The sequence below is a fragment of the Agromyces cucurbitae genome, assembly GCF_058349945.1.
The window spans coordinates 498,100-516,461 of sequence record NZ_JBYRES010000002.1; the positions used below are offsets into that span (position 1 = coordinate 498,100).

At 70.8% G+C, this 18,362-nt stretch carries 15 protein-coding genes; 12 read left to right on the forward strand and 3 right to left on the reverse strand.

Annotated features, from left to right (window positions below; translation table 11 throughout):
- Nucleotides 1-271: 271 nt before the first annotated feature.
- The 8 genes from AC3RJ6_RS09140 (at nt 272) to AC3RJ6_RS09175 (ending at nt 10,315) form a co-directional block, all read left to right on the forward strand.
- Nucleotides 272-1,135 (forward strand): hypothetical protein, encoded by an 864-nt coding sequence (locus AC3RJ6_RS09140; RefSeq protein ID WP_491426715.1) that lies wholly within the window; start codon nt 272-274, stop codon nt 1,133-1,135.
- Nucleotides 1,136-1,140: 5 nt separating this feature from the next.
- The gene (locus AC3RJ6_RS09145) at nt 1,141-1,629 is read left to right on the forward strand and encodes a DUF5684 domain-containing protein (RefSeq protein WP_491427157.1); all 489 of its coding nucleotides are present in this window, start codon (nt 1,141-1,143) and stop codon (nt 1,627-1,629) included.
- A gap of 3 nt (nt 1,630-1,632) precedes the next feature.
- Nucleotides 1,633-1,998 (forward strand): hypothetical protein, encoded by a 366-nt coding sequence (locus AC3RJ6_RS09150; protein ID WP_491426716.1) that lies wholly within the window; start codon nt 1,633-1,635, stop codon nt 1,996-1,998.
- A gap of 327 nt (nt 1,999-2,325) precedes the next feature.
- On the forward strand, nt 2,326-3,525 hold the full coding sequence (locus AC3RJ6_RS09155) for an ROK family transcriptional regulator (protein ID WP_491427158.1): 1,200 nt from the start codon (nt 2,326-2,328) through the stop codon (nt 3,523-3,525).
- Between the two features lie 393 nt (nt 3,526-3,918).
- Nucleotides 3,919-5,271: an extracellular solute-binding protein gene (locus tag AC3RJ6_RS09160; RefSeq protein ID WP_491426718.1), complete on the forward strand. Its 1,353-nt coding sequence runs from the start codon at nt 3,919-3,921 to the stop codon at nt 5,269-5,271.
- Between the two features lie 4 nt (nt 5,272-5,275).
- Nucleotides 5,276-6,235 (forward strand): carbohydrate ABC transporter permease, encoded by a 960-nt coding sequence (locus AC3RJ6_RS09165; protein ID WP_491426719.1) that lies wholly within the window; start codon nt 5,276-5,278, stop codon nt 6,233-6,235.
- A complete protein-coding gene (locus AC3RJ6_RS09170) occupies nt 6,232-7,068 on the forward strand; it encodes a carbohydrate ABC transporter permease (protein WP_491426720.1) in 837 nt (278 codons plus the stop codon). The genes AC3RJ6_RS09165 and AC3RJ6_RS09170 overlap by 4 nt, the downstream gene beginning before the upstream one ends.
- Before the next feature lie 10 nt (nt 7,069-7,078).
- A complete protein-coding gene (locus AC3RJ6_RS09175) occupies nt 7,079-10,315 on the forward strand; it encodes an alpha-mannosidase (RefSeq protein ID WP_491426721.1) in 3,237 nt (1,078 codons plus the stop codon).
- Between the two features lie 283 nt (nt 10,316-10,598).
- Here the strand turns inward: AC3RJ6_RS09175 and AC3RJ6_RS09180 are convergent, their stop codons facing one another.
- Nucleotides 10,599-11,573, reverse strand: a complete 975-nt coding sequence (locus AC3RJ6_RS09180; RefSeq protein WP_491426723.1) for a patatin-like phospholipase family protein — start codon at nt 11,571-11,573, stop codon at nt 10,599-10,601.
- A gap of 202 nt (nt 11,574-11,775) precedes the next feature.
- On the opposite strand from AC3RJ6_RS09180, the gene AC3RJ6_RS09185 reads away from it, so the two are divergent.
- Nucleotides 11,776-12,681: an LLM class F420-dependent oxidoreductase gene (locus AC3RJ6_RS09185; protein WP_491426724.1), complete on the forward strand. Its 906-nt coding sequence runs from the start codon at nt 11,776-11,778 to the stop codon at nt 12,679-12,681.
- A gap of 4 nt (nt 12,682-12,685) precedes the next feature.
- On the opposite strand, the gene AC3RJ6_RS09190 is transcribed toward AC3RJ6_RS09185, so the two are convergent.
- On the reverse strand, nt 12,686-13,000 hold the full coding sequence (locus tag AC3RJ6_RS09190; RefSeq protein ID WP_491426726.1) for a DUF1905 domain-containing protein: 315 nt from the start codon (nt 12,998-13,000) through the stop codon (nt 12,686-12,688).
- 103 nt (nt 13,001-13,103) lie between these two features.
- Here AC3RJ6_RS09190 and AC3RJ6_RS09195 point away from each other — a divergent pair, with 103 nt between their 5' ends.
- The 3 genes from AC3RJ6_RS09195 (at nt 13,104) to AC3RJ6_RS09205 (ending at nt 15,100) form a co-directional block, all read left to right on the forward strand.
- Nucleotides 13,104-13,616 (forward strand): methylated-DNA--[protein]-cysteine S-methyltransferase, encoded by a 513-nt coding sequence (locus AC3RJ6_RS09195; protein ID WP_491426728.1) that lies wholly within the window; start codon nt 13,104-13,106, stop codon nt 13,614-13,616.
- A gap of 81 nt (nt 13,617-13,697) precedes the next feature.
- A complete protein-coding gene (locus tag AC3RJ6_RS09200; RefSeq protein WP_491426730.1) occupies nt 13,698-14,171 on the forward strand; it encodes a MarR family winged helix-turn-helix transcriptional regulator in 474 nt (157 codons plus the stop codon).
- 68 nt (nt 14,172-14,239) lie between these two features.
- On the forward strand, nt 14,240-15,100 hold the full coding sequence (locus AC3RJ6_RS09205; RefSeq protein WP_491426731.1) for a 3-hydroxyacyl-CoA dehydrogenase: 861 nt from the start codon (nt 14,240-14,242) through the stop codon (nt 15,098-15,100).
- A gap of 99 nt (nt 15,101-15,199) precedes the next feature.
- On the opposite strand, the gene AC3RJ6_RS09210 is transcribed toward AC3RJ6_RS09205, so the two are convergent.
- Nucleotides 15,200-18,310 carry a M14 family metallopeptidase gene (locus tag AC3RJ6_RS09210; protein WP_491426733.1) on the reverse strand — a complete coding sequence of 1,037 codons (3,111 nt, stop codon included), beginning with the start codon at nt 18,308-18,310 and terminating at the stop codon, nt 15,200-15,202.
- Nucleotides 18,311-18,362: the final 52 nt, after the last annotated feature.

Genomic DNA, 18,362 nt, shown 5'->3' on the forward strand with positions numbered 1-18,362 from the left:
GGTCTCTCCGCTGGTTGAGGAGCGCCGACGCGGAGCGGCGACGCGTCTCGAAACCTGGTGGGCCGGTCTCGAGAGCCGGTCACCAGGTTTCGAGACGCGTGCTCCTGCGTCGCTCGCTCCTCAACCAGCGGTTGATGCGGTTTCGAGACGCGCGCTCCTCAACCAGCGGGGTGGTGTCCGCAGGGGAGGGGTCCCCATCGTGCGAGTGGTCGGCGGCCACTAGCATCGGGTGGCAGTGCCGACTCCGGCACGGAATCCGCTTGGAGGACTCGTGACGTTCGATCCGTCCGCGCCGGTGCCGCCGGTGCCCCAGCCGCCGGCGCAACCGCCGGCCGCGCAGTGGCCGCCGACCCAGCCGCCCGCACCGGCCGGCGGGTCCGTGCCGGGTCAGCCCGGCGGCCCCGTGCCGGGGCAGCCCGCGCCCGCGCCCGAACCCGAGCACCCGAAGGGGCTCGGCGGTGCGCTCACGGCGGCGATCATCGTGTCGGCGCTGCCGATCATCGTGATCCCCGTGTTCGCGATCTGGATGGCGGTCGCGCTCGTTCCGCTCGCGTCGACGGCCGCCGACACCTACGGCGACGCCTACACCGACGAGTGGACCGACGGCACCGGCGACCCGCTCGCGGGCGGCGCGAGCGATCTTCCGATCGACCTGCCGTGGGACCTCGACGTCGACGGCGACGCCTACCTCGCCGTCGCCTCGGCCTTCCCGGGTGACGACGCGTGGACCGCGGGCGAGACCGACGGCAACTCGATGACCTACGACAACGCGGCCTCCGGGTGCTCTGTCTGGTACACGAACGGCAGCGACGGCTCCGACCTCACGGGCGACGACGACCGCACCGCGAGCCTCTCGCTCATCGAGTCGACCTTCGGCACGACGGTCGACGCGGCGAACGCGTACGACGTCGCGCTCGTCTCGGGCGACGGCGTCGACACCGGCATCGCCGACGCCGTCGCGATCGACCTCGAGGGCGACCGGTACTACACGGTGATCGCGCGAAGCATCACCGACCTCGGTGAGGCGGTCATCATCTCGGCCGAGTGCGACGCGCCCGAGCAGCTGCCCGAGACGGTCGCCGCGGCGACCGAGCTCCTGACCGTCGGCCTCGTGCCGGCCGAGACCGTGGAGTGACCGACATGTTCCTCTCCGAGACGCAGACGAACCCCGGTGACGTGTTCGCCGTGCTCGCGCCGCTCATGTTCTTCTACGGATTCCTCTTCGTGTACGCCGCCGCGTACTACGTGCTCATGTCGATCTTCCTCTCGAAGGTCTTCGTGAAGACGGGCAACGAGGGCTGGCCGGCGTGGGTGCCCCTCTACAACTCGTGGCGCACCCTCGAGATCGCCGGGTACCAGGGCTGGATCGCGCTGCTCGGACTCGTGCCCTTCGGCAACATCGTGACGCTCGTGTTCGTGATCATGGCGGTCAACCGCATCAACAAGGGCTTCGGCCGCTCGGCCGGGTGGACCGTGCTCTACGTCTTCCTGCCGCTCGTCTGGGGTGCCCTCATCGGCTACGGGCGCACCGAACCCTGGCGGGGCCCGAGCGCGTGGATGCCGCAGCCGGCGTACTACGCCTACGAGCCCGTGCCACCGCAGACCACGTACCCGAACCAAGGAGCCTGACCCATGACCCAGCTCATCCTCTCCGGCAACGACCAGCAGACCGTGCCCGTCGTCATCGAGATCTCGCGCGGCCTCGGCTACGAGGCGACGCAGCCCAACCCCGGCAGCATCAAGCTCGCGCGCGGCGACTTCTCGAAGACGATGCTGCTCGGCGCGATGGCGGGCAAGAACTTCCACATCTCGTTCACGTTCGACATCGGCGTGGACCAGTACGGCAACACGTGGCTGCGCTTCGACGAGGCGACCGGACTCGGCGCCGTCAAGGGCGGCGCGATCGGCTATTCGAAGACGAAGAAGGCGTACGCCGAGTACCTCGCCGCACTGCGGCAGCAGACGACCGAGCGCGGCATCCTGCTCGGCGAGCAGTAGTCGCGAACCGGTCGGTCGAGTAGCGCGAAGCGCGTAACGAGACCACCGTCGACGGGGTGGCGGGACCACCATCGACCGGGTGGTCTCGATACGGCGCTCCGCGCCTACTCGACCGACTGAGTTTCACCGAGATTCGGTGAGAGCGCTCCCTGCCCTTTTCTCCATCGATGTGACAAACTCGAAGGAGACGATTCGCAACGATGCGATGCGGCGAGGAGGGAGCGCGAGATGGCACAGGCTCCGACGCCCACGCTATCCGACCGGGCATCGTCGGCGCAGCCGCAGGCATCCGGCCCGCAGGCCCGTCGCGGCACGAACCTGCCGCGCATGGGCGACTTCAACCGCTCGGTCATCTTCGACGCGATCCGCCGTGCGCCCGAGGGCCGCAGCCGCGTCGAGCTCGTCGAGATCACGGGGCTCTCGACCCAGACGGTGAGCAACATCGCGCGGCGCCTGCTCGACGACGAGCTCATCGTCGAAGCCGGCAAGACGAGTGCCGCGGGGCTCGGCAAGCCGCGCACCATCCTGCGGCTGAACCCCGAGGGCCACTATGCGGCGGGCGTGCACATCGACCCCGCCGTCATGACGTTCGTGCTGCTCGACCTCACGGGGCAGGTCGTCGCGCACACCCGGTTGAAGACCCCCGAGGCGGCCGACCCCGAGCACGTGATGAGCCGCATCCACGACCGGTTCGAGCAACTCGTCGCCGAGTCGGGCATCGCCCGCGAGAAGATCGTCGGCCTCGGCCTCGCCGCCCCGGGCCCGATCGACCAGGAGCGCGGCACGATCGTCGACCCGCCCAACCTGCACGGCTGGCATCGGGTGCCGCTGCGCGACGCCCTCGAGGCGTCGACCGGGCTGCCCGTGCTCGTCGACAAAGACGTGACCGCCGCGGCGGTCGCCGAGACCTGGGTCGGCGGCGAACGCGGCACCGGGTCGTTCGTGTTCTTCTACATCGGCACGGGCATCGGCGCCGGCCTCGTGCTCGGCGACGAGCTCATGCGCGGCGTCTCGGGCAACGCGGGCGAGATCGGGCACATCGTGACCGACCCCGACGGCCCGATGTGCTTCTGCGGCCAGCGCGGCTGCATCGCCGTCACCATCACGCCGCTCTCGATGGTCGAAGACGGCGAGGCCGCGGGCGTGCTCGTGCCCGCCCCGCACGAGACGCCGCGCGAGATCGACGCGCAGTTCGACCTGCTGTGCGCGGCCGCCGCGAACGGGGATGCCGCGGCCGGCGCCATCCTCGACCGCGCCGCCGACCGCACCGCGCGCGCGGTCGCCGTGCTCACGAACCTGCTCGACGTCGACCGGGTCGTCTTCGGCGGACCGTTCTGGGCCCGCCTCGAGGCGCGCTACCTCGAACGCATTCCGCCGCTGCTCGCCGAGTACAGCGCGACCGCGGCGCTGCGCGAGCTCGGCATCGCGAGCACGGGCGTCGGCGACGACGTCGCAGCCGTCGGCGCGGCGAGCCTCGTGCTCGAGCGCAGTTTCACCCCGTCGGCGACGCGGCTGCTGCTCGACTGAGGCGCTCCTCCTCGCTGATCGAGGAGCGCGCGACGCACCGCCCGCTGGTTGAGGAGCGCGCGACGAAGGAGCACGCGTCTCGAAACCTGGTGAGCCGGTCCCGAGAGCGGCTCACCCGGTTTCGAGACGCGTCGCCGCTGCGCGTCGGCGCTCCTCAACCGGCGGGCATGCGAATTGCCACTTGCCGACTAACTCCATTCGATTTACTATGTCGGATGTGGGGAACGCGAACGCCCCGCGGAGCGCGGTTCGGGGGAGCCGACGATCTCCACGGGGCGTGTCGCATTCCCCTGCCCAGACGAGTCCCGACGCCCCAGCGGGTCTGCACCACGCGCACCACCCGACCTGTTCGCCCGATCGCATTCGCAGCACTCGAGCAAAGGAGCACGAGACATGCACCGCACCCGCGCCACGCTCGCCTTCGCGGTGGTCGCCGCCGCGACCGTCGCCCTCGTCGGCTGCAGCGCCGACTCGGGCGGCGGCGACGATGACACCATTCGCATCGTCTACCAGAAGACCGACGCGTTCGTCGCGCTCGACGACCTCTTCAAGAAGGTGAAGCCCGAGTTCGAGAAGGCGAACCCCGGCATCACGGTCTCGCTCGAGCCCATCGTCGCCGACGAGGCCGACTACGGCACGAAGCTCGCGCTCATGCAGCAGAGCCCCGACACCGCGCCCGACGTCTTCTACGAAGACACGTTCAAGGTGCGCAGCGACGTCGACGCCGGCTACCTGCTGAACCTCGACGAGTACCTCGCCGACTGGAGCGACTGGTCGCAGTTCAACGAGGGCGCGAAAGAGGCCGGCCGCGCCGACGACGGCAGCATCTACGCGGTGCCGCTCGGCACCGACACCCGCGGCATCTGGTACTCGAAGTCGGTGCTCGAAGACGCCGGCGTGACCGTGCCGTGGGAGCCGAAGAGCTGGGACGAGATCCTCGACACCGCCCGCAAGGTGCACGAGGCGTCGCCCGACAAGGTCGCGTTCAACGTCTACTCGGGCAAGCCCGCGGGCGAGGGCTCGGTCATGCAGGGCTTCGGCATGCTGCTCTACGGCACCGGCGACGAGCTCTACGACGCCGACGAGCAGAAGTGGGTCACGGGCTCGCAGGGCTTCGTCGACTCGCTGCAGTTCATCGAGACGCTCTACTCCGAGGGCCTCGCGCCCGCGCCCGACGTCGCGCTCGACGGCTCGATGTGGCAGAAGCTGTTCGGCGAGTGGTTCCCGAACGGCGAGATCGGCGGCACGATCGAGGGTTCGTGGTCGCCGTCGTTCTGGATGGAGGGCGGTCAGTACGCGTGGCCCGAGTACGTCGACGACATCGGCGTCGCGGCCTTCCCGACGCAGGAGGGCCAGGGCCCTGGTGCGGTGAGCCTCTCGGGCGGCTGGACCCTCGCGGTCGGCGCGAACAGCGGCAACCCCGACGCGGCGTTCGACTTCCTCGCGATGGCGCTCGATAAAGAGAACGCGCTCGAGTACAACATCGCGAACTCCCAGATCGCGGTGCGCACCGACGTCGCCGAAGACCCGGCGTACCTCGACGCGAACCCGTTCATCGGGTTCTTCACCGATCTGGTGACCTACACCCGCTTCCGGCCGGCAACTGCCGACTACCCCCAGATCTCGGCTGAGATCCAGGCGGCCACCGAGGCCGTCATGACGGGGCAGATGACGCCGGAAGAGGCAGCCGCCGCCTATGACGAGGCGGTGGTCGGGATCGTCGGCGAAGACAACGTGACCGGCTAGGAGCATGGTCGCGGTTTCGTCGCCGCCGATCGAAGGCGGCCGGCCGACGCGGGATGACCCGAACTTCCGCGTCGGCCGGCGATCGCCCCACCGGCGCCGCCGGGCCCTCATCCGCCTGCTGCCCGTCGCGCCCTCGATCGCGCTGCTCGCACTCTTCATGGTGGGCCCGGTCATCTGGGCCTTCTACGTCTCGTTCACGAACACCGCCCTCACGGGGCGCGCCGCGCGCGAGCCCCAGTGGGTCGGGCTCGACAACTACGTCGACCTGTTCACCGACCGCGCCTTCCCGCTGTCGCTGCTGCTCACGTTCGTGTTCGTGCTCGGCTCGGCGGTGATCGGCCAGAACCTCATCGGCCTCGCCCTCGCACTGCTCATGCTGCGGGCGAACCGCGCCGTGCGCGCAATCGTCGGCACGACCGTCGTCGCCGCGTGGGTGCTGCCCGAGATCGTCGCGGCGTTCGCCGCGTACGCGTACTTCGCCGACGACGGCACCCTCAACCAACTGCTCGGCGCGATCGGCATCGCGGGCCCGAACTGGCTCTTCGACTTCCCGATGCTCGCCGTCATCCTCGCGAACGTGTGGCGCGGCACCGCGTTCTCGATGCTCGTCTACGAGGCGGCCCTCAACGACGTGCCGCCCGAGATCACCGAGGCCGCGATCGTCGACGGCGCGGGCGGCGCGAAGCGCCTGTGGTGGGTGACCCTTCCGATGATCCGCCCGTCGATCGCGACGAACCTCATGCTCATCACGCTGCAGACGCTCGCCGTGTTCACGCTCATCTGGGTGATGACGAAGGGCGGCCCCGGCATGGCGAGCTCGACCCTGCCGGTCTTCGCCTACCAGGAGGCGTTCAAGTTCCAGCAGATCGGCTACGGCTCGGCGATCGCGGTCGTCATGATCGTGGTGGGCGCGATCTTCTCGGTGGGCTACATCAGGATGCTCCGTCCGGAGCGTGACACGTGAACCTCGCGTCGCCGCGCCGGGCCGCGGCATCCCTCGCCCGAAATCTCGCACTCGCCCTCATCGGCCTCTGCTTCGTCGTGCCGCTCGCCTGGCTCGTGCTCGCCTCGATCGACACGTCGCCGAGCCAGCGCACGGAGGTGCCCGAGGGGTTCACGCTCGAGCACTACCAGGCGGTGCTGACGCCCGAGGGCACGCTGCTGCCGCTCTGGAACTCCACGCTGCTCTCGACGGGCACGGCGATCGTGACGGTGCTCGTCGCCGTGCTCGCGGCGTACCCGCTCTCGCGGTACCAGTCGCGGTTCAACAAGCCGTACCTCTACGCGATCCTGTTCGGCACGTGCCTGCCGATCACGGCCATCATGGTGCCCGTGTACAGCCTCTTCGTGCGGCTCGGCTACCTCGACAACCTCGCCGCGGTGACGCTCTTCATGGCGGCGACGAGCCTGCCGATGGCGATCTGGATGATGAAGAACTTCATGGACTCGGTGCCCGTCTCGCTCGAGGAGGCGGCGTGGGTCGACGGGGCGTCGGCGATGGGCACGCTCGGCCGCATCGTCGTGCCGCTCATGCGGCCGGGCATCGCGGTCGTGTTCATCTTCGTGTTCATCCAGGCGTGGGGAAACTTCTTCGTGCCGTTCATCCTGCTGCTCAGCCCGGCGAAGCAGCCCGCCGCCGTGAGCATCTACAGTTTCTTCGGCCAGTACGGCACGGTCGCCTACGGCGAGCTGGCCGCCTTCTCGCTGCTGTACTCGTTGCCGGTCATCGCGCTGTACGTGCTCGTGTCGCGCGGCATCGGCGGTTCGTTCGCGCTGCAGGGCGCGGTCAAGGGATAGGGGAGCCCGCATGCACGACGATTCGGCCCTGGTCGAGACCCGCATCGCACGCTTCGTGCGCGAGCGGCTCGAACCGGCGATCCACCGGTCGCGCATTCCGGCGCGGCTCGAGCGCTGGGAGGCGCCGGGTGAGCCGGTGCCGTTCGCCGAGGCCGTCGCGCAGCAGTTCACGCCCGTCGCCCCCGGCGACGCGTGGGGGCGCGCGTGGGGCACCACGTGGTTCCGGGTCACGCTGCCCGAGGTGCCCGGTGGTCTCGATTCGGCGCTGCGCGCCTCCTCGACCGACCGGAGCGGTGAATCGCGCTGGGAGCTCGTGGTCGACCTCGGGTTCATCGGGGTGGCGCCGGGCTTCCAGGCCGAGGCGCTCGCGTGGCGGCCCGACGGCACGATCGTGAAGGCGGTCGAGCCGCTGAACCGGGCGGTGCCGCTCGAGCTCATCGAGGGCCCCGTCGGTCGAGTAGGCGCGCAGCGCCGTATCGAGACCACGCGCGGCGGTGGTTTCGATACGCGTCCTCCTTCGTCGGGCGCTACTCAACCGACTTTGGTGTACCTCGAGGCGGCGTCGAACCCCGACATCAGCCAGAACTGGTCGTTCGCGCCGACGCCGCGCGGCGAGTGGGAGACCGCGGGCGACGACCCGATCTACGTGCTCGGGCAGGTCGACCTCGCCCTGCGCGACGTCACCGTGTGGGAGCTCGTGCAAGACGTGCGCGTGCTGCGCGAGCTCGAGGCGCAGCTGCCCGACGCCTCGCCGCGCCGCGCCCAGATCGTGCGCGCCCTCGAGCGCATGATCGACGAGATGGATCCCGACGACGTCGCCGGCAGTGCGGCGCTCGGGCGCAGCATCCTCGCACCGGCCCTCGCGGCGCCCGCCTGGGCGAGCTCGCACCGGGTGCACGCGGTGGGCCACGCGCACATCGACAGCGCGTGGTTCTGGCCCACCCGCGAGACCGTGCGCAAGGTGGCGCGCACGTTCTCGAACGTCGACGCGCTCATCGAGGAGCATCCCGGTCTCGTGTTCGCCGCGTCGTCGGCCCAGCAGTACGCGTGGCTGAAGCAGCAGTACCCCGAGGTGTTCGAGCGCGTGCGCCGGCGCGTGCGCGAGGGCTCGTTCGTGCCGGTCGGCGGCATGTGGGTCGAGTCCGACACGAACCTGCCAGGCGGCGAGGCGCTCGCGCGCCAGTTCGTCGCGGGCAAGCGCTTCTTCATCGAGGAGCTCGGCGTCGAGCCGCTCGAGGTGTGGCTGCCCGACTCGTTCGGCTACTCGGCGGCGCTGCCGCAGCTCGTGCGGGCGGCGGGGTCGCGCTGGTTCCTCACGCAGAAGATCTCGTGGAACGAGACGAACCGGTTCCCGCACCACACGTTCCGCTGGCAGGGCATCGACGGCACCGAGGTGTTCACGCACTTCCCGCCGGTCGACACGTACAACTCGGAGCTGTCGGGCGAGGAGCTCGCTCGTGCCGAGCGCCAGTACGCCGAGAAGGGGGCGGCGAACACGTCGCTCATCCCGTTCGGGTGGGGCGACGGGGGCGGCGGACCGACCCGCGAGATGCTCGCCGCCGCGTACCGCACGGCCGACCTCGAGGGGTCGCCGCGCGTGACCCTGTCGTCGCCGCGCCGCTTCTTCGAGACCGCCGAGGCCGAGTACCCGCACCCGCCGGTGTGGGCGGGCGAGCTCTACCTCGAGTTCCACCGCGGCACGTACACGTCGCAGGCGCGCACGAAGCACGGCAACCGCCGCAGCGAGCACCTGCTGCGCGAGGCCGAGCTTTGGGCGGCGACCGCCGCCGTGCGCGCGGGCGTGCCGTACCCGTCCGACGAGCTCGAGGACGCGTGGCACACGGTGCTGCTGCAGCAGTTCCACGACATCCTGCCGGGGTCGTCGATCGCGTGGGTGCACCGCGAGGCCGAGCGCCGGTACGCCGAGGTCGCCGAGGTGCTCGAGGCGATCATCGAGCGCTCGGTGCGCGCGCTCGCCGGGTCGGGCGACGGGATGCTGCGGGTGAACGCCGGGCCGTACGAGGTGTCGGACGTGCCGGCGCTCGGGGGCGCCGGGACTCGTCGGTCGAGTAGCGACGAAGGAGCGTATCGAGACCACGCCACCGCAAGCAAGGGTCTCGATAAGGCGCTGCGCGCCTACTCGACCGGCGATAGGGGGTACACCCTCGCGAACGCCCACCTCGAGGCGGTGCTCGACGCCGACGGGCTGCTCGTCTCGCTGCGCCACCGCGAGGCCGACGGTCGCCTCGGCCGCGAGGCGATCGCGCCGGGCCGTTCGGCGAAGCTGCTGCAGCTCTTCCGCGACACCCCCAACCAGTGGGACGCCTGGGACATCGACGCCCACTACGCCCGCAACGTGGTCGAGCTGCGCGAGGCGGAGTCGATCGAGGTGCGGGACGGCGACCGCGTCTCCGTGCGCATCGTGCGCCGGTTCGGGGCGTCGAGCCTCGTCGAGACGGTGTCGCTCGGCGCCGACGACCGCGCCCTCGAGGTCGAGTTCGAGGTCGACTGGCACGAACGGCAGAAGCTCCTGAAGCTCGCGTTCCCGCTCGACGTGCACGCCGACCGCGCGACGAGCGAGATCCAGTTCGGGCATATCCACCGGCCGACGCACGCCAACACCTCGTGGGACGCGGCTCGCTTCGAGACCGTCGCCCACCGCTGGGTGCACGTCGGCGAGCCGGGCTACGGCGTCGCGATCGCCAACGACGCGACCTACGGCCACGACACGCAGCGCTCCGCCGACGTCTCGCGTCCGGGCGCGACGGTCACGACCGTGCGGCTCTCGCTGCTGCGCGCCCCGCAGTTCCCCGACCCCGAGGCCGACCAGGGCGCGCACCGCATGCGCGTCTCGATCGCCCCGGGCGCCGGCATCCCCGAGGCGATCGAGGAGGGCTACCGCCTCAACCTGCCGCTGCGCACCTTCTCGGGTGTGGATGCCTCGGCGATCGAGCCGCTCGTCCGGGTCACCGGTGCCGTGGTCGAGGCGGTCAAGCTCGCCGAAGACGGTTCTGGCGACGTCGTCGTGCGTGCGTACGAGCCGCATGGCGCCCGCGCGCGGGCCCGGCTCGAGGCATCCTTCGACGCAGCGGCCGAATCGACCGACCTGCTCGAGCGCCCGCTGTCGGGCACGGCCGGCACGGGAGCCGGCGTCGGCGTCGCGATCGCCGACGCCGGCCCGCGTGCGTGGGAGTTCGACCTGCGTCCCTTCCAGGTCGTGACCCTGCGCCTGCGGAGGAGTCGCTGACCGGTCCTCTGACACTGATGCCGATACGGCATCAGTGTCAGAGGGGCCCGACCTCATCGGTCGGGCGCGGCCCTCGTCGGTCTCGTATCGAGACCACGCCCGCGGTCGGGCCTTCGTCGGTCGAGTAGGCGCGCAGCGCCGTATCGAGACCACGCCCCGGTCGGGCCCTCGTCGGTCGAGTAGGCGTGCAGCGCCGTATCGAGACCACGCCCCGGTCGGGCCCTCGTCGGTCGAGTAGGCGCGCAGCGCCGTATCGAGACCACGCCCGCGGTCGGTTCGGAGTTCAGCCCCAGAACCCCCCGATGCGCTCGGCCAGGTCGCGGCCGCGTGCGAACCCGGCCCGTGCCGCGGCGGGTCGCAGCGCGAGGTTCATCGCGTTGTCGAACAGGTGCTGGTCGTCGCTCGTCGGGAAGATCGTCTCGACCCGGCTGCCGCCCGCGCGAAGCGCGTCGACCTGATCCGCGAGGCGCAGCCTCCACTCGTGGGGGAACCGGGTGCGGCCGCCGAACGGCGAGAGCACGAGCACGCGTTCGTGGCCGGCCGAGAGGTCGGCGTTCTCGGCGTTCGTGCGGTAGCCGCCGTCGATGTAGAACCGATCGCCGATGCGATACGCGAAGCCGCCCGCGCAGCTCGCCGCCACGGCGTCGACGAGCTCGACCCCGCTGTCGCGGTCGAACACGACGGGATCGCCGGTCTCGGCGTCGACCGCGGTGAGGAGCACGGTTCGCTCCGGCCATTCCGGGCTCGTGAAGCGCGAGGCGACGGTCGCGCGCCAGCGCGCCTGCTGGGCGTCGTCCGACGAGGCATCCAGTTCGAGCGCCGAGACGCCCATCCGGCGACGCATGTCGTCGGCGTCGCTCGAGGCCTCGATGATCGCGCCCGTTCGCGCGAGGTGGTCCACGGGGCGTCGGGCCGACGGGCGCCCGGCGTCGGACGCGCGGGCGTTTCCGGCCCAGGCCTGGCCTGAAGCAGGGGCCTGCGCACGTTGCGGCGGGGCCGCATCGACCGTCGCGGCGTACAGCTCGGCGGGGGGCGCACCGGCGAGCTGAGCCGCCGCGGTCGATCCGGCCGAGGTACCGATGGTCACGTCGGGTGCGGTCACGTCGATGCCGGCGTCGGCGAGGCCGGCGACGACGCCGATCAGCCAGGCGTTGCCGGTCGATCCGCCGCCGCCGAGCACGAGTGCCCGCGCGCCCGACCTGGGGATGCGCCCTGTGGCGTCGACGAGCCGGGGAGATGAAGAAGGTGTGGTGTGCATGGGAGTCGCCTTTCGCGATGTGCCGTTCGGCGCTCCCGGCGGCGACTACCTCAGTCGCGGATCGTGGACTGCAGGGGAGCGCCCACTGATACTGCGTTCATGGGTCTCACCTCCTGCCGTCGAAACACGATCAACGGGGACGGTAGCACGACGGGGTTCACCGCGGCAATCGCGGTCGCCCGCCCGGCGTAGGCTCGCGAGCATGACTGAACCCGAAGCCGGCATCGCGCCGACGGGCACGCGCGACGTGCCCGTCGCGCGGCACGAACCCCGCCCCGACCGCCGCGCGCGCATCGCCGTGCAGGTGAAGCCGCAGCACGCGAGCTACGCCGAGCTGCGGGCCGCCGTCGTGGCAGCCGAGAACGCGGGTGCCGACGTCGTGCTCGGCTGGGACCACTTCTTTCCGCTCAGCGGCGACCTCGACGGCGCGCACCTCGAGGCGTGGACGCTGCTCGCCGCGTTCGCCGAGGTGACCGAGCGGGTCGAGCTCGGCGTGCTCGTGTCGTCGACCGGGTATCGCAACCCGCAACTGCTCGCCGACATGGCGCGCACGGTCGATCACATCAGTGCGCGGGGCGGCGAGGGTCGGCTGATCCTCGGCATCGGCGCGGGCTGGTTCGAGCGCGACTACGCGGAGTACGGCTACGAGTTCGGCACGGCCCCCGAGCGCCTGCGCAAGCTGCGCGCCGACCTGCCGCTCATCCGCGAGCGGTGGACGAAGCTCAACCCGCCGCCGACGCGGGCCATCCCCGTGCTCATCGGCGGCGGCGGCGAGCAGGTCACGCTGCGCATCGTCGCGGAGCACGCCGACATCTGGCACGGTTTCGGCGACGCCGAGCAGATCGCGCACAAGCATGCGGTGCTCGACGACTGGTGCCGCCGCATCGGCCGCGATCCCGCCGACATCGAGCGGAGTGCGGGCGTCTCGCCGAAGCCCGGTCGCTACGCCGAAGACCTCGACGACTACCCGGGCCACGCCGACGCGCTGTACGCGGTCGGCACGCGGCTCTTCACGGTCGGGCTCGAAGCCGCGACCGGGTGGGACCTCGGCCCGGTTCGCGAACTCGTCGCCTGGCGCGACGAGGTGAACGCGCGCGTCGACCGCTGACGCCTCAGCCGTCGTGCACGAGGAGGCGCACCTCGATCACGTCGCCCTCGCCGATCTGCTCGGCGTCGAGCACCGCGCGCTTCACGGGCAGCGCGTAGGTGTCGCCCGACGGGAAGATCGACGTCGTCCACGTCGTGCCGCCGACCGTCGCCGTCACCCGGACGGAGTCGAAACCACGAGGCATCCGCGGCCGATCTGCGATGTCGGCGCTCGGCTCGGGCGGCACGTCGACGAAGAACCAGTTGCGCCGTGACGCCCACTCGTAGATCTCGGCCGAGAACACGACGTGGATGCCGCCGGCGGGGTCGGTCTCGCGCATGCGGTCATCGTACGGCGACCGGCCGACACCGGCGCCGGCACGACGTCCGATTCCCGCTCGTCGCACCGGCACCGGGCGCCCCGAACGGGGAGAGGATGGAGGCATGACCCGACGCCACGCCACGCTGACGACGCCCCTCGGCGACCTGCTCGTCGTCGCCGACGGCGACGCGCTCGCGGGCATCTACTTCCCGGGGCACTGGCATCCGCCGGTCGCGGGCACGATCGGCGTCGAGGTCACCGCGCGCGACGACGCGCTCATCACGCGGCTCGGCGTCGAGCTCGACGAGTACCTCGCCGGCACGCGCACCGCCTTCGACCTGCCGACCGCTCCCGAGGGCGACGAGTTCCAGCACGCGGTGTGGGACATGCTGCGCCGGATTCCGCTCGGCACGACCGTGACCTACGGCGAGCTCGCCGACCGGCTCGGCGACCGCAACCTCGCCCGCCGCGTCGGCGGGGCGGTCGGCCGCAACCCGCTCAGCATCATCGTGCCGTGCCATCGCGTCGTCGGCGCCGACGGGTCGCTCACGGGCTACGCCGGCGGCCTCGAACGCAAGCGATACCTGCTCGAACTCGAGGGTGCGCCGGTGGTCGCGCAGGCGCGGCTCTTCTAGCGAGCGGCGCACCCGGCTTCATCTGTTGCGGAATGCAACGCGCGAGCGTAGCGTTGCATATGACAACAGAAGGAGACGGGAATGACGAAGCGCACCACCCGCGACGAGGACGCCGCAGCGATCCTGCGCGAGCTCATCGTCATCACCCGACGCGGCGTCGCCGACGCCCGCACCGCGCCGCTCAGCCTCAGCATGACCGACCAGTCGATCCTCGGCTACATCGTCGACCACCCCGGCTGCCGCTCCGTCGACATCGCCGAGGCGTTCCGGCTCAACCGATCGACCGTGTCGCGTCAGCTCGCGGGGCTCGTCCGGCTCGGCGTCGTGAGAGAGATCGCGGATGCCTCGGGCCGAGGCCGTCCGCTCGAGCTGACCGACGCGGGCTGGGCCGCCTACGACGAGGCCATCGAGCTGCTGCAGGGCGTCGTCGGCCGCCATCTCGACGGCTGGAGCGACGCGGAGGTCGCGCGCTTCGCCGGCGACCTCACCCGGTTCAACGACGCCGCGAGCGACGGCGATCGGCCGCGGCATCCCACCGACGAGCGCGCCGGCTGAGACGCGCAACGCCCCACGAGGGCGCACCGACCCCGCCCCACGAGGGCAGAACAGGAAGAAGGAACACCATGACCGCAGTGCAGCACGTGACCGTGCTCGGAACCGGAGTGCTCGGCTCGCAGATCGCGTACCAGACCGCGTTCAGCGGGCTCGAGGTCGTCGCCTACGACCTCGACGACGCCGCGCTCGCCGCCGCGAAGCAGCGCTTCGAGAAGCTCGCCGCCACTTACGTCGAGGAGGGCGTCGCGGGCGCCGCCGACGGTGGAGCCCAGGCCGCGCTCGCACGCGTGAGCTACTCGGCCGACCTCGCAGGCGCCGTCGCGAACGCCGACCTCGTCATCGAGGCCGTGCCCGAGAGCATCGACATCAAGCGCGCCACCTACGAGAAGCTCGCCGCCGTCGCGCCCGAGCGCACCATCTTCGCGACGAACTCGTCGACCCTGCTGCCGAGCGCGATCGCCGACGCGACGGGCCGGCCCGACCGGTTCCTCGCCCTGCACTTCGCGAACCGCATCTGGGCGCACAACACCGCCGAGATCATGGGCACGCCCGCGACCGACCCGGCCGTCTACGCGACGGTCGTCGAGTTCGCGAAGACCATCGGCATGGTGCCGATCGAGATCAAGAAGGAGCAGCCCGGCTACGTGCTCAACTCGCTGCTCGTGCCGTTCCTCTCGGCGGCCGGCCAGCTGCTCGTCGACGGCGTCGCCGAGCCCGAGGCGATCGACGCGACCTGGCGCATCGGCACCGGCGCGCCGATGGGTCCGTTCCAGATCTACGACATCGTCGGGCTCACGACGGCCTACAACATCTCGACGATGGGCGGCCCGAAGCAGCAGGAGTTCGCGGCGCTCATCAAGGAGCGCTACATCGACCAGGGCAAGCTCGGTGTCGCGACCGGCGAGGGGTTCTACCGCTACGGCGAGTGATCGCCGATCGCCGGTCGAGTAGCGCCCGACGCAGGAGGACGCGTATCGAGACCCCTCGCGAGGTCTCGATACGCGTCGCCGCGCGACCACCGGCCGGCGTCAGTCGAGCAGGTGATCCAGCGCCCGACCCATCCAGGCCGCTCGAGTCGCGGCATCCGAGATGCCCTCGAACCCGAAGCCGGTCATGAGCGAACCCGGCGTCGCCACGACCGCCGCCTCGGGGAACCCGGCGGCCGTCGTCACGATGAAGTCGTTCGGGTTCGGCGCGCTGCCGGGCGGCGGCCCGGTGACCTCCCAGCCGCCAGTGTCGCCGTTCTCGAACGACGTCGTGCCCTCGCCCGTCGACACCTCGATGTCGTCGACGAAGACGCCGAGTCCCTGCGTGGCCCAGTCGCTGATGTACGCGATCGACACCTCGACCTGGCCGCCCGAGAAGCCGCTGAGGTCGACCGACCACTGCTGCCAGCCGCCCGAGTTGCCCGAGGCGGCCTGCCACGATCCCGTCGTGCCGGTCGACGTGCACGTGCTCGCGTCGGCGTCGTAGGTCTGGTAGTGGTCGAGCTGCGGGTGCAGCTCGCGCCACCCGGCCGGGCAGCTCTCGCCGACGCTGTCGCTCGTCGCGCCGTTGGCATCGGGCAGCGTCGTCCAGTCGTCCTGTCCGACGGTGTGCGCCTCGACGGCGACGTGGTCCCAGTTCTCCTCGGTGTCGTACGACGTCCAGAACGACAGGTCGGCGCCGCCCGCGGGCACGTCGATCGTGCGCGTCAGGCGCTTGTACGAGACGTCGCCGATCTGCGAGTACGCGTAGGCGTCGCCGGTGTGCGGCTCGAACGGACCGCCCTCGCGGTCCCACCGTCCCGCGACCCAGCTGTCGAACTGCGGGTACTGCTGCGGGTCGAGGATGCCGCTCGTCGTGATGAACGAGTTGCTGTGATCCTGGTTCGGGGCGTTGTCGCCGCTGCCGAAGCCCCAGTCGAGGCCGGTGAACGGCGTGTCCACGCCGAGCACGTCGAGCAGCTCGCCGTCCTCGGTCGTGCCGGCGTCGTCGACGACGAGGTAGGCGCCGAGCCAGTACTGCAGCGTGTCGTTCATGGCGTCGCCCGAGCCGCCGAGCGGCCGGCAACGCGCCAGCACCCCATCGGCGGTGCGGCACTGCGCGTTCGCGGCAGTCGGGTCGTAGAGCTGGTCTGTTCCCGAGTACTGCGTTCCGGCGTACTTGCCGGTGTAGAGCACCTGGCCGCCCTCGTTGAGGAAGTCGCGCACCTCGAGGGTGTTGTCCATCGCGAGTCGCGAGGCGGTGCCGCCCGGCCAGCCGGGTTCGCGCGTGATGATGTCGTCACCCGTGTACCAGATGACGGCGTCGTAGTGCGAGAGCACCCCGAGGGCGTCGGGGGCGGTGCGGGCATGGTCGTCGACGTCGTAGACGTCGTAGCCGGTGCCGTTCGCCTCGAGCGCCTCCTCGTAGTAGTCGAGGTACTGGGGCTCGGTGACGCCCTGCACGGGCGAGGCGCCCGTGTAGTCCTCGGCCGAGAGGATCAGCACGTCGTCGGTCGACTCCTCGACCGCCGTGTACGTGAACGAATCGCTCGTCTCGCCGCCGCCTTCGAACCAGACCTCGACTTCGTCGCCGGGATCGGTGCCGGTGACGACGCCGCTCATGATCCGGTAGTACGCCCCGGTCTTGCCGCCGTAGCGCTCACCGCCGGTCCACTCCTCGGTCGTCGCGCTCACCGGGTCGTCGCCGTTGATCGAGTACTTGAGCGTGACGTCGCCCAGGTCGCGCTTCGCGATGACGCGCACCTCCTGCGGGTCGCCGTAGGAGTAGTCGAAGGTGAGGTCCGCGAGCGGCAGGCCCGCCTTGTAGGTGTCGTCGCTCTCGAGGTAGAAGGGCTTCGTCTCGAGGCCGAGGTGCGACACGGGGTCATCGGGGTCGGCCGCCGACTTCGCGACGTCCATCGCGAACGGCAGTGCGCGCTCGAACTCGGCCTGCACCTGCGCCTCGTCGTCGGGGAACACGAACCCGCCGCCGGCCGGGAGGCCCTCGCCGAGTTCGGGCGTCCACGCGAGGGTGCCCCGCTGCGAGTGCGCGAAGTCGGTCGTCTCGCCGTTCGTCACGTACAGCACGTCCGACGAGAGCCCCGGCTCGAAGTCGGGGATCGCCGGGTCGTCGCGGTTGCCCGAGAGTGCGTAGTAGATCGGGTCGTCGGCCGTCGGCGTGCCGGTCTGCCAGCCCTCCGCGTAGAGCAGCCACTGCCCGAACGAGTGGTAGTTGACCTGGAACGAGAAGTCGGCCCGGTCGAACAGCGATATCATCGCCTGCGTCTCGGGCTCCGACCCGGCCGATGGGCCGCGGTACGTGTCGCTCGAGATCTGCGATGATGACCCCTCTTCGTCGTAGCCGAAGTGCTCGGGGTAGTTGCGGTTCGGGTCGACGCCGTCGGCGCGCGTGATCTGGCCGTCGTTGTCGTTGTCGCGCAGGTTCTTGCGCCACAGCCGCTCGTGGTCGAACGTGTACTGGTAGCCGTCGGGGTTGGCCACGACGAGGAACCAGAACTCGTTCTGGCGCAGGAGGTTCTTGATCTCCTGGTCGCCGCTCCGCCAGCCGTCGACGAAGTGGTGCAGCAGGCGGCGGTTGACCTCGGTCGAGATCCACTCGCGGGCGTGCTGGGTCGAGCTGTAGAGCACCGCGGGCCGGGCGCCGTCGGGCGTCGCCTTCGCGGCCTGGGTGACCTTGAGCGCGATGAGCTCGCGACCCTCGTAGGTGTGCCCGAGCACCTCGAGCTTCACCACGTTCGGGTTCTTCTTCGCGAGCGAGTACAGCTCGTCGCGGATGCCGCCCTGCTCGTCCCACGACCGGAATACGTCGTATCCCGAGGCGGCCTGCTCTTCGGCGAGCTGCCGGGCGGACTTGCCGTCCTTGTTCTTCTTGACGGCGACGTCGAGGCCGCGGGCCTGCAGGCCCTTCGCCTCGTCGGCCGTGAGCACGAGGTCGACGCTGACGCCGGCCTCGGTGACCGTGCGGTTCGCGACGTCGAACCCGGCGGCGGCGAGCTCGGCGGCTTCGTCGCCGCTGACCTGGGCCGTGTACATGTCGAGCGCGCCGTCGTCCTCGGCGGCGTTGGCGCCGACGGGACCCACCATCGTGAACGTCAGCGCGAGTGCGGCGGCGACGAAGACGACGCGATTGCGTATGGAGCGATTTCCAACCATGAGGGGACTCCTTCGGTCCGTCCCGGCCGAGGGCGGATCGTGACGACGTCCG

What these genes read in the sequence shown, in the direction of transcription:
- AC3RJ6_RS09145 (WP_491427157.1), top strand. Translation starts at nt 1,141, where the DNA reads ATGTTCCTCTCCGAGACGCAGACGAACCCCGGTGACGTGTTCGCCGTG.
- AC3RJ6_RS09150 (WP_491426716.1), top strand. Translation starts at nt 1,633, where the DNA reads ATGACCCAGCTCATCCTCTCCGGCAACGACCAGCAGACCGTGCCCGTC.
- AC3RJ6_RS09155 (WP_491427158.1), top strand. Translation starts at nt 2,326, where the DNA reads ATGGGCGACTTCAACCGCTCGGTCATCTTCGACGCGATCCGCCGTGCG.
- AC3RJ6_RS09160 (WP_491426718.1), top strand. Translation starts at nt 3,919, where the DNA reads ATGCACCGCACCCGCGCCACGCTCGCCTTCGCGGTGGTCGCCGCCGCG.
- AC3RJ6_RS09165 (WP_491426719.1), top strand. Translation starts at nt 5,276, where the DNA reads ATGGTCGCGGTTTCGTCGCCGCCGATCGAAGGCGGCCGGCCGACGCGG.
- AC3RJ6_RS09175 (WP_491426721.1), top strand. Translation starts at nt 7,079, where the DNA reads ATGCACGACGATTCGGCCCTGGTCGAGACCCGCATCGCACGCTTCGTG.
- AC3RJ6_RS09180 (WP_491426723.1), bottom strand. Translation starts at nt 11,573, where the DNA reads ATGCACACCACACCTTCTTCATCTCCCCGGCTCGTCGACGCCACAGGG.
- AC3RJ6_RS09185 (WP_491426724.1), top strand. Translation starts at nt 11,776, where the DNA reads ATGACTGAACCCGAAGCCGGCATCGCGCCGACGGGCACGCGCGACGTG.
- AC3RJ6_RS09190 (WP_491426726.1), bottom strand. Translation starts at nt 13,000, where the DNA reads ATGCGCGAGACCGACCCCGCCGGCGGCATCCACGTCGTGTTCTCGGCC.
- AC3RJ6_RS09195 (WP_491426728.1), top strand. Translation starts at nt 13,104, where the DNA reads ATGACCCGACGCCACGCCACGCTGACGACGCCCCTCGGCGACCTGCTC.
- AC3RJ6_RS09200 (WP_491426730.1), top strand. Translation starts at nt 13,698, where the DNA reads ATGACGAAGCGCACCACCCGCGACGAGGACGCCGCAGCGATCCTGCGC.
- AC3RJ6_RS09205 (WP_491426731.1), top strand. Translation starts at nt 14,240, where the DNA reads ATGACCGCAGTGCAGCACGTGACCGTGCTCGGAACCGGAGTGCTCGGC.
- AC3RJ6_RS09210 (WP_491426733.1), bottom strand. Translation starts at nt 18,310, where the DNA reads ATGGTTGGAAATCGCTCCATACGCAATCGCGTCGTCTTCGTCGCCGCC.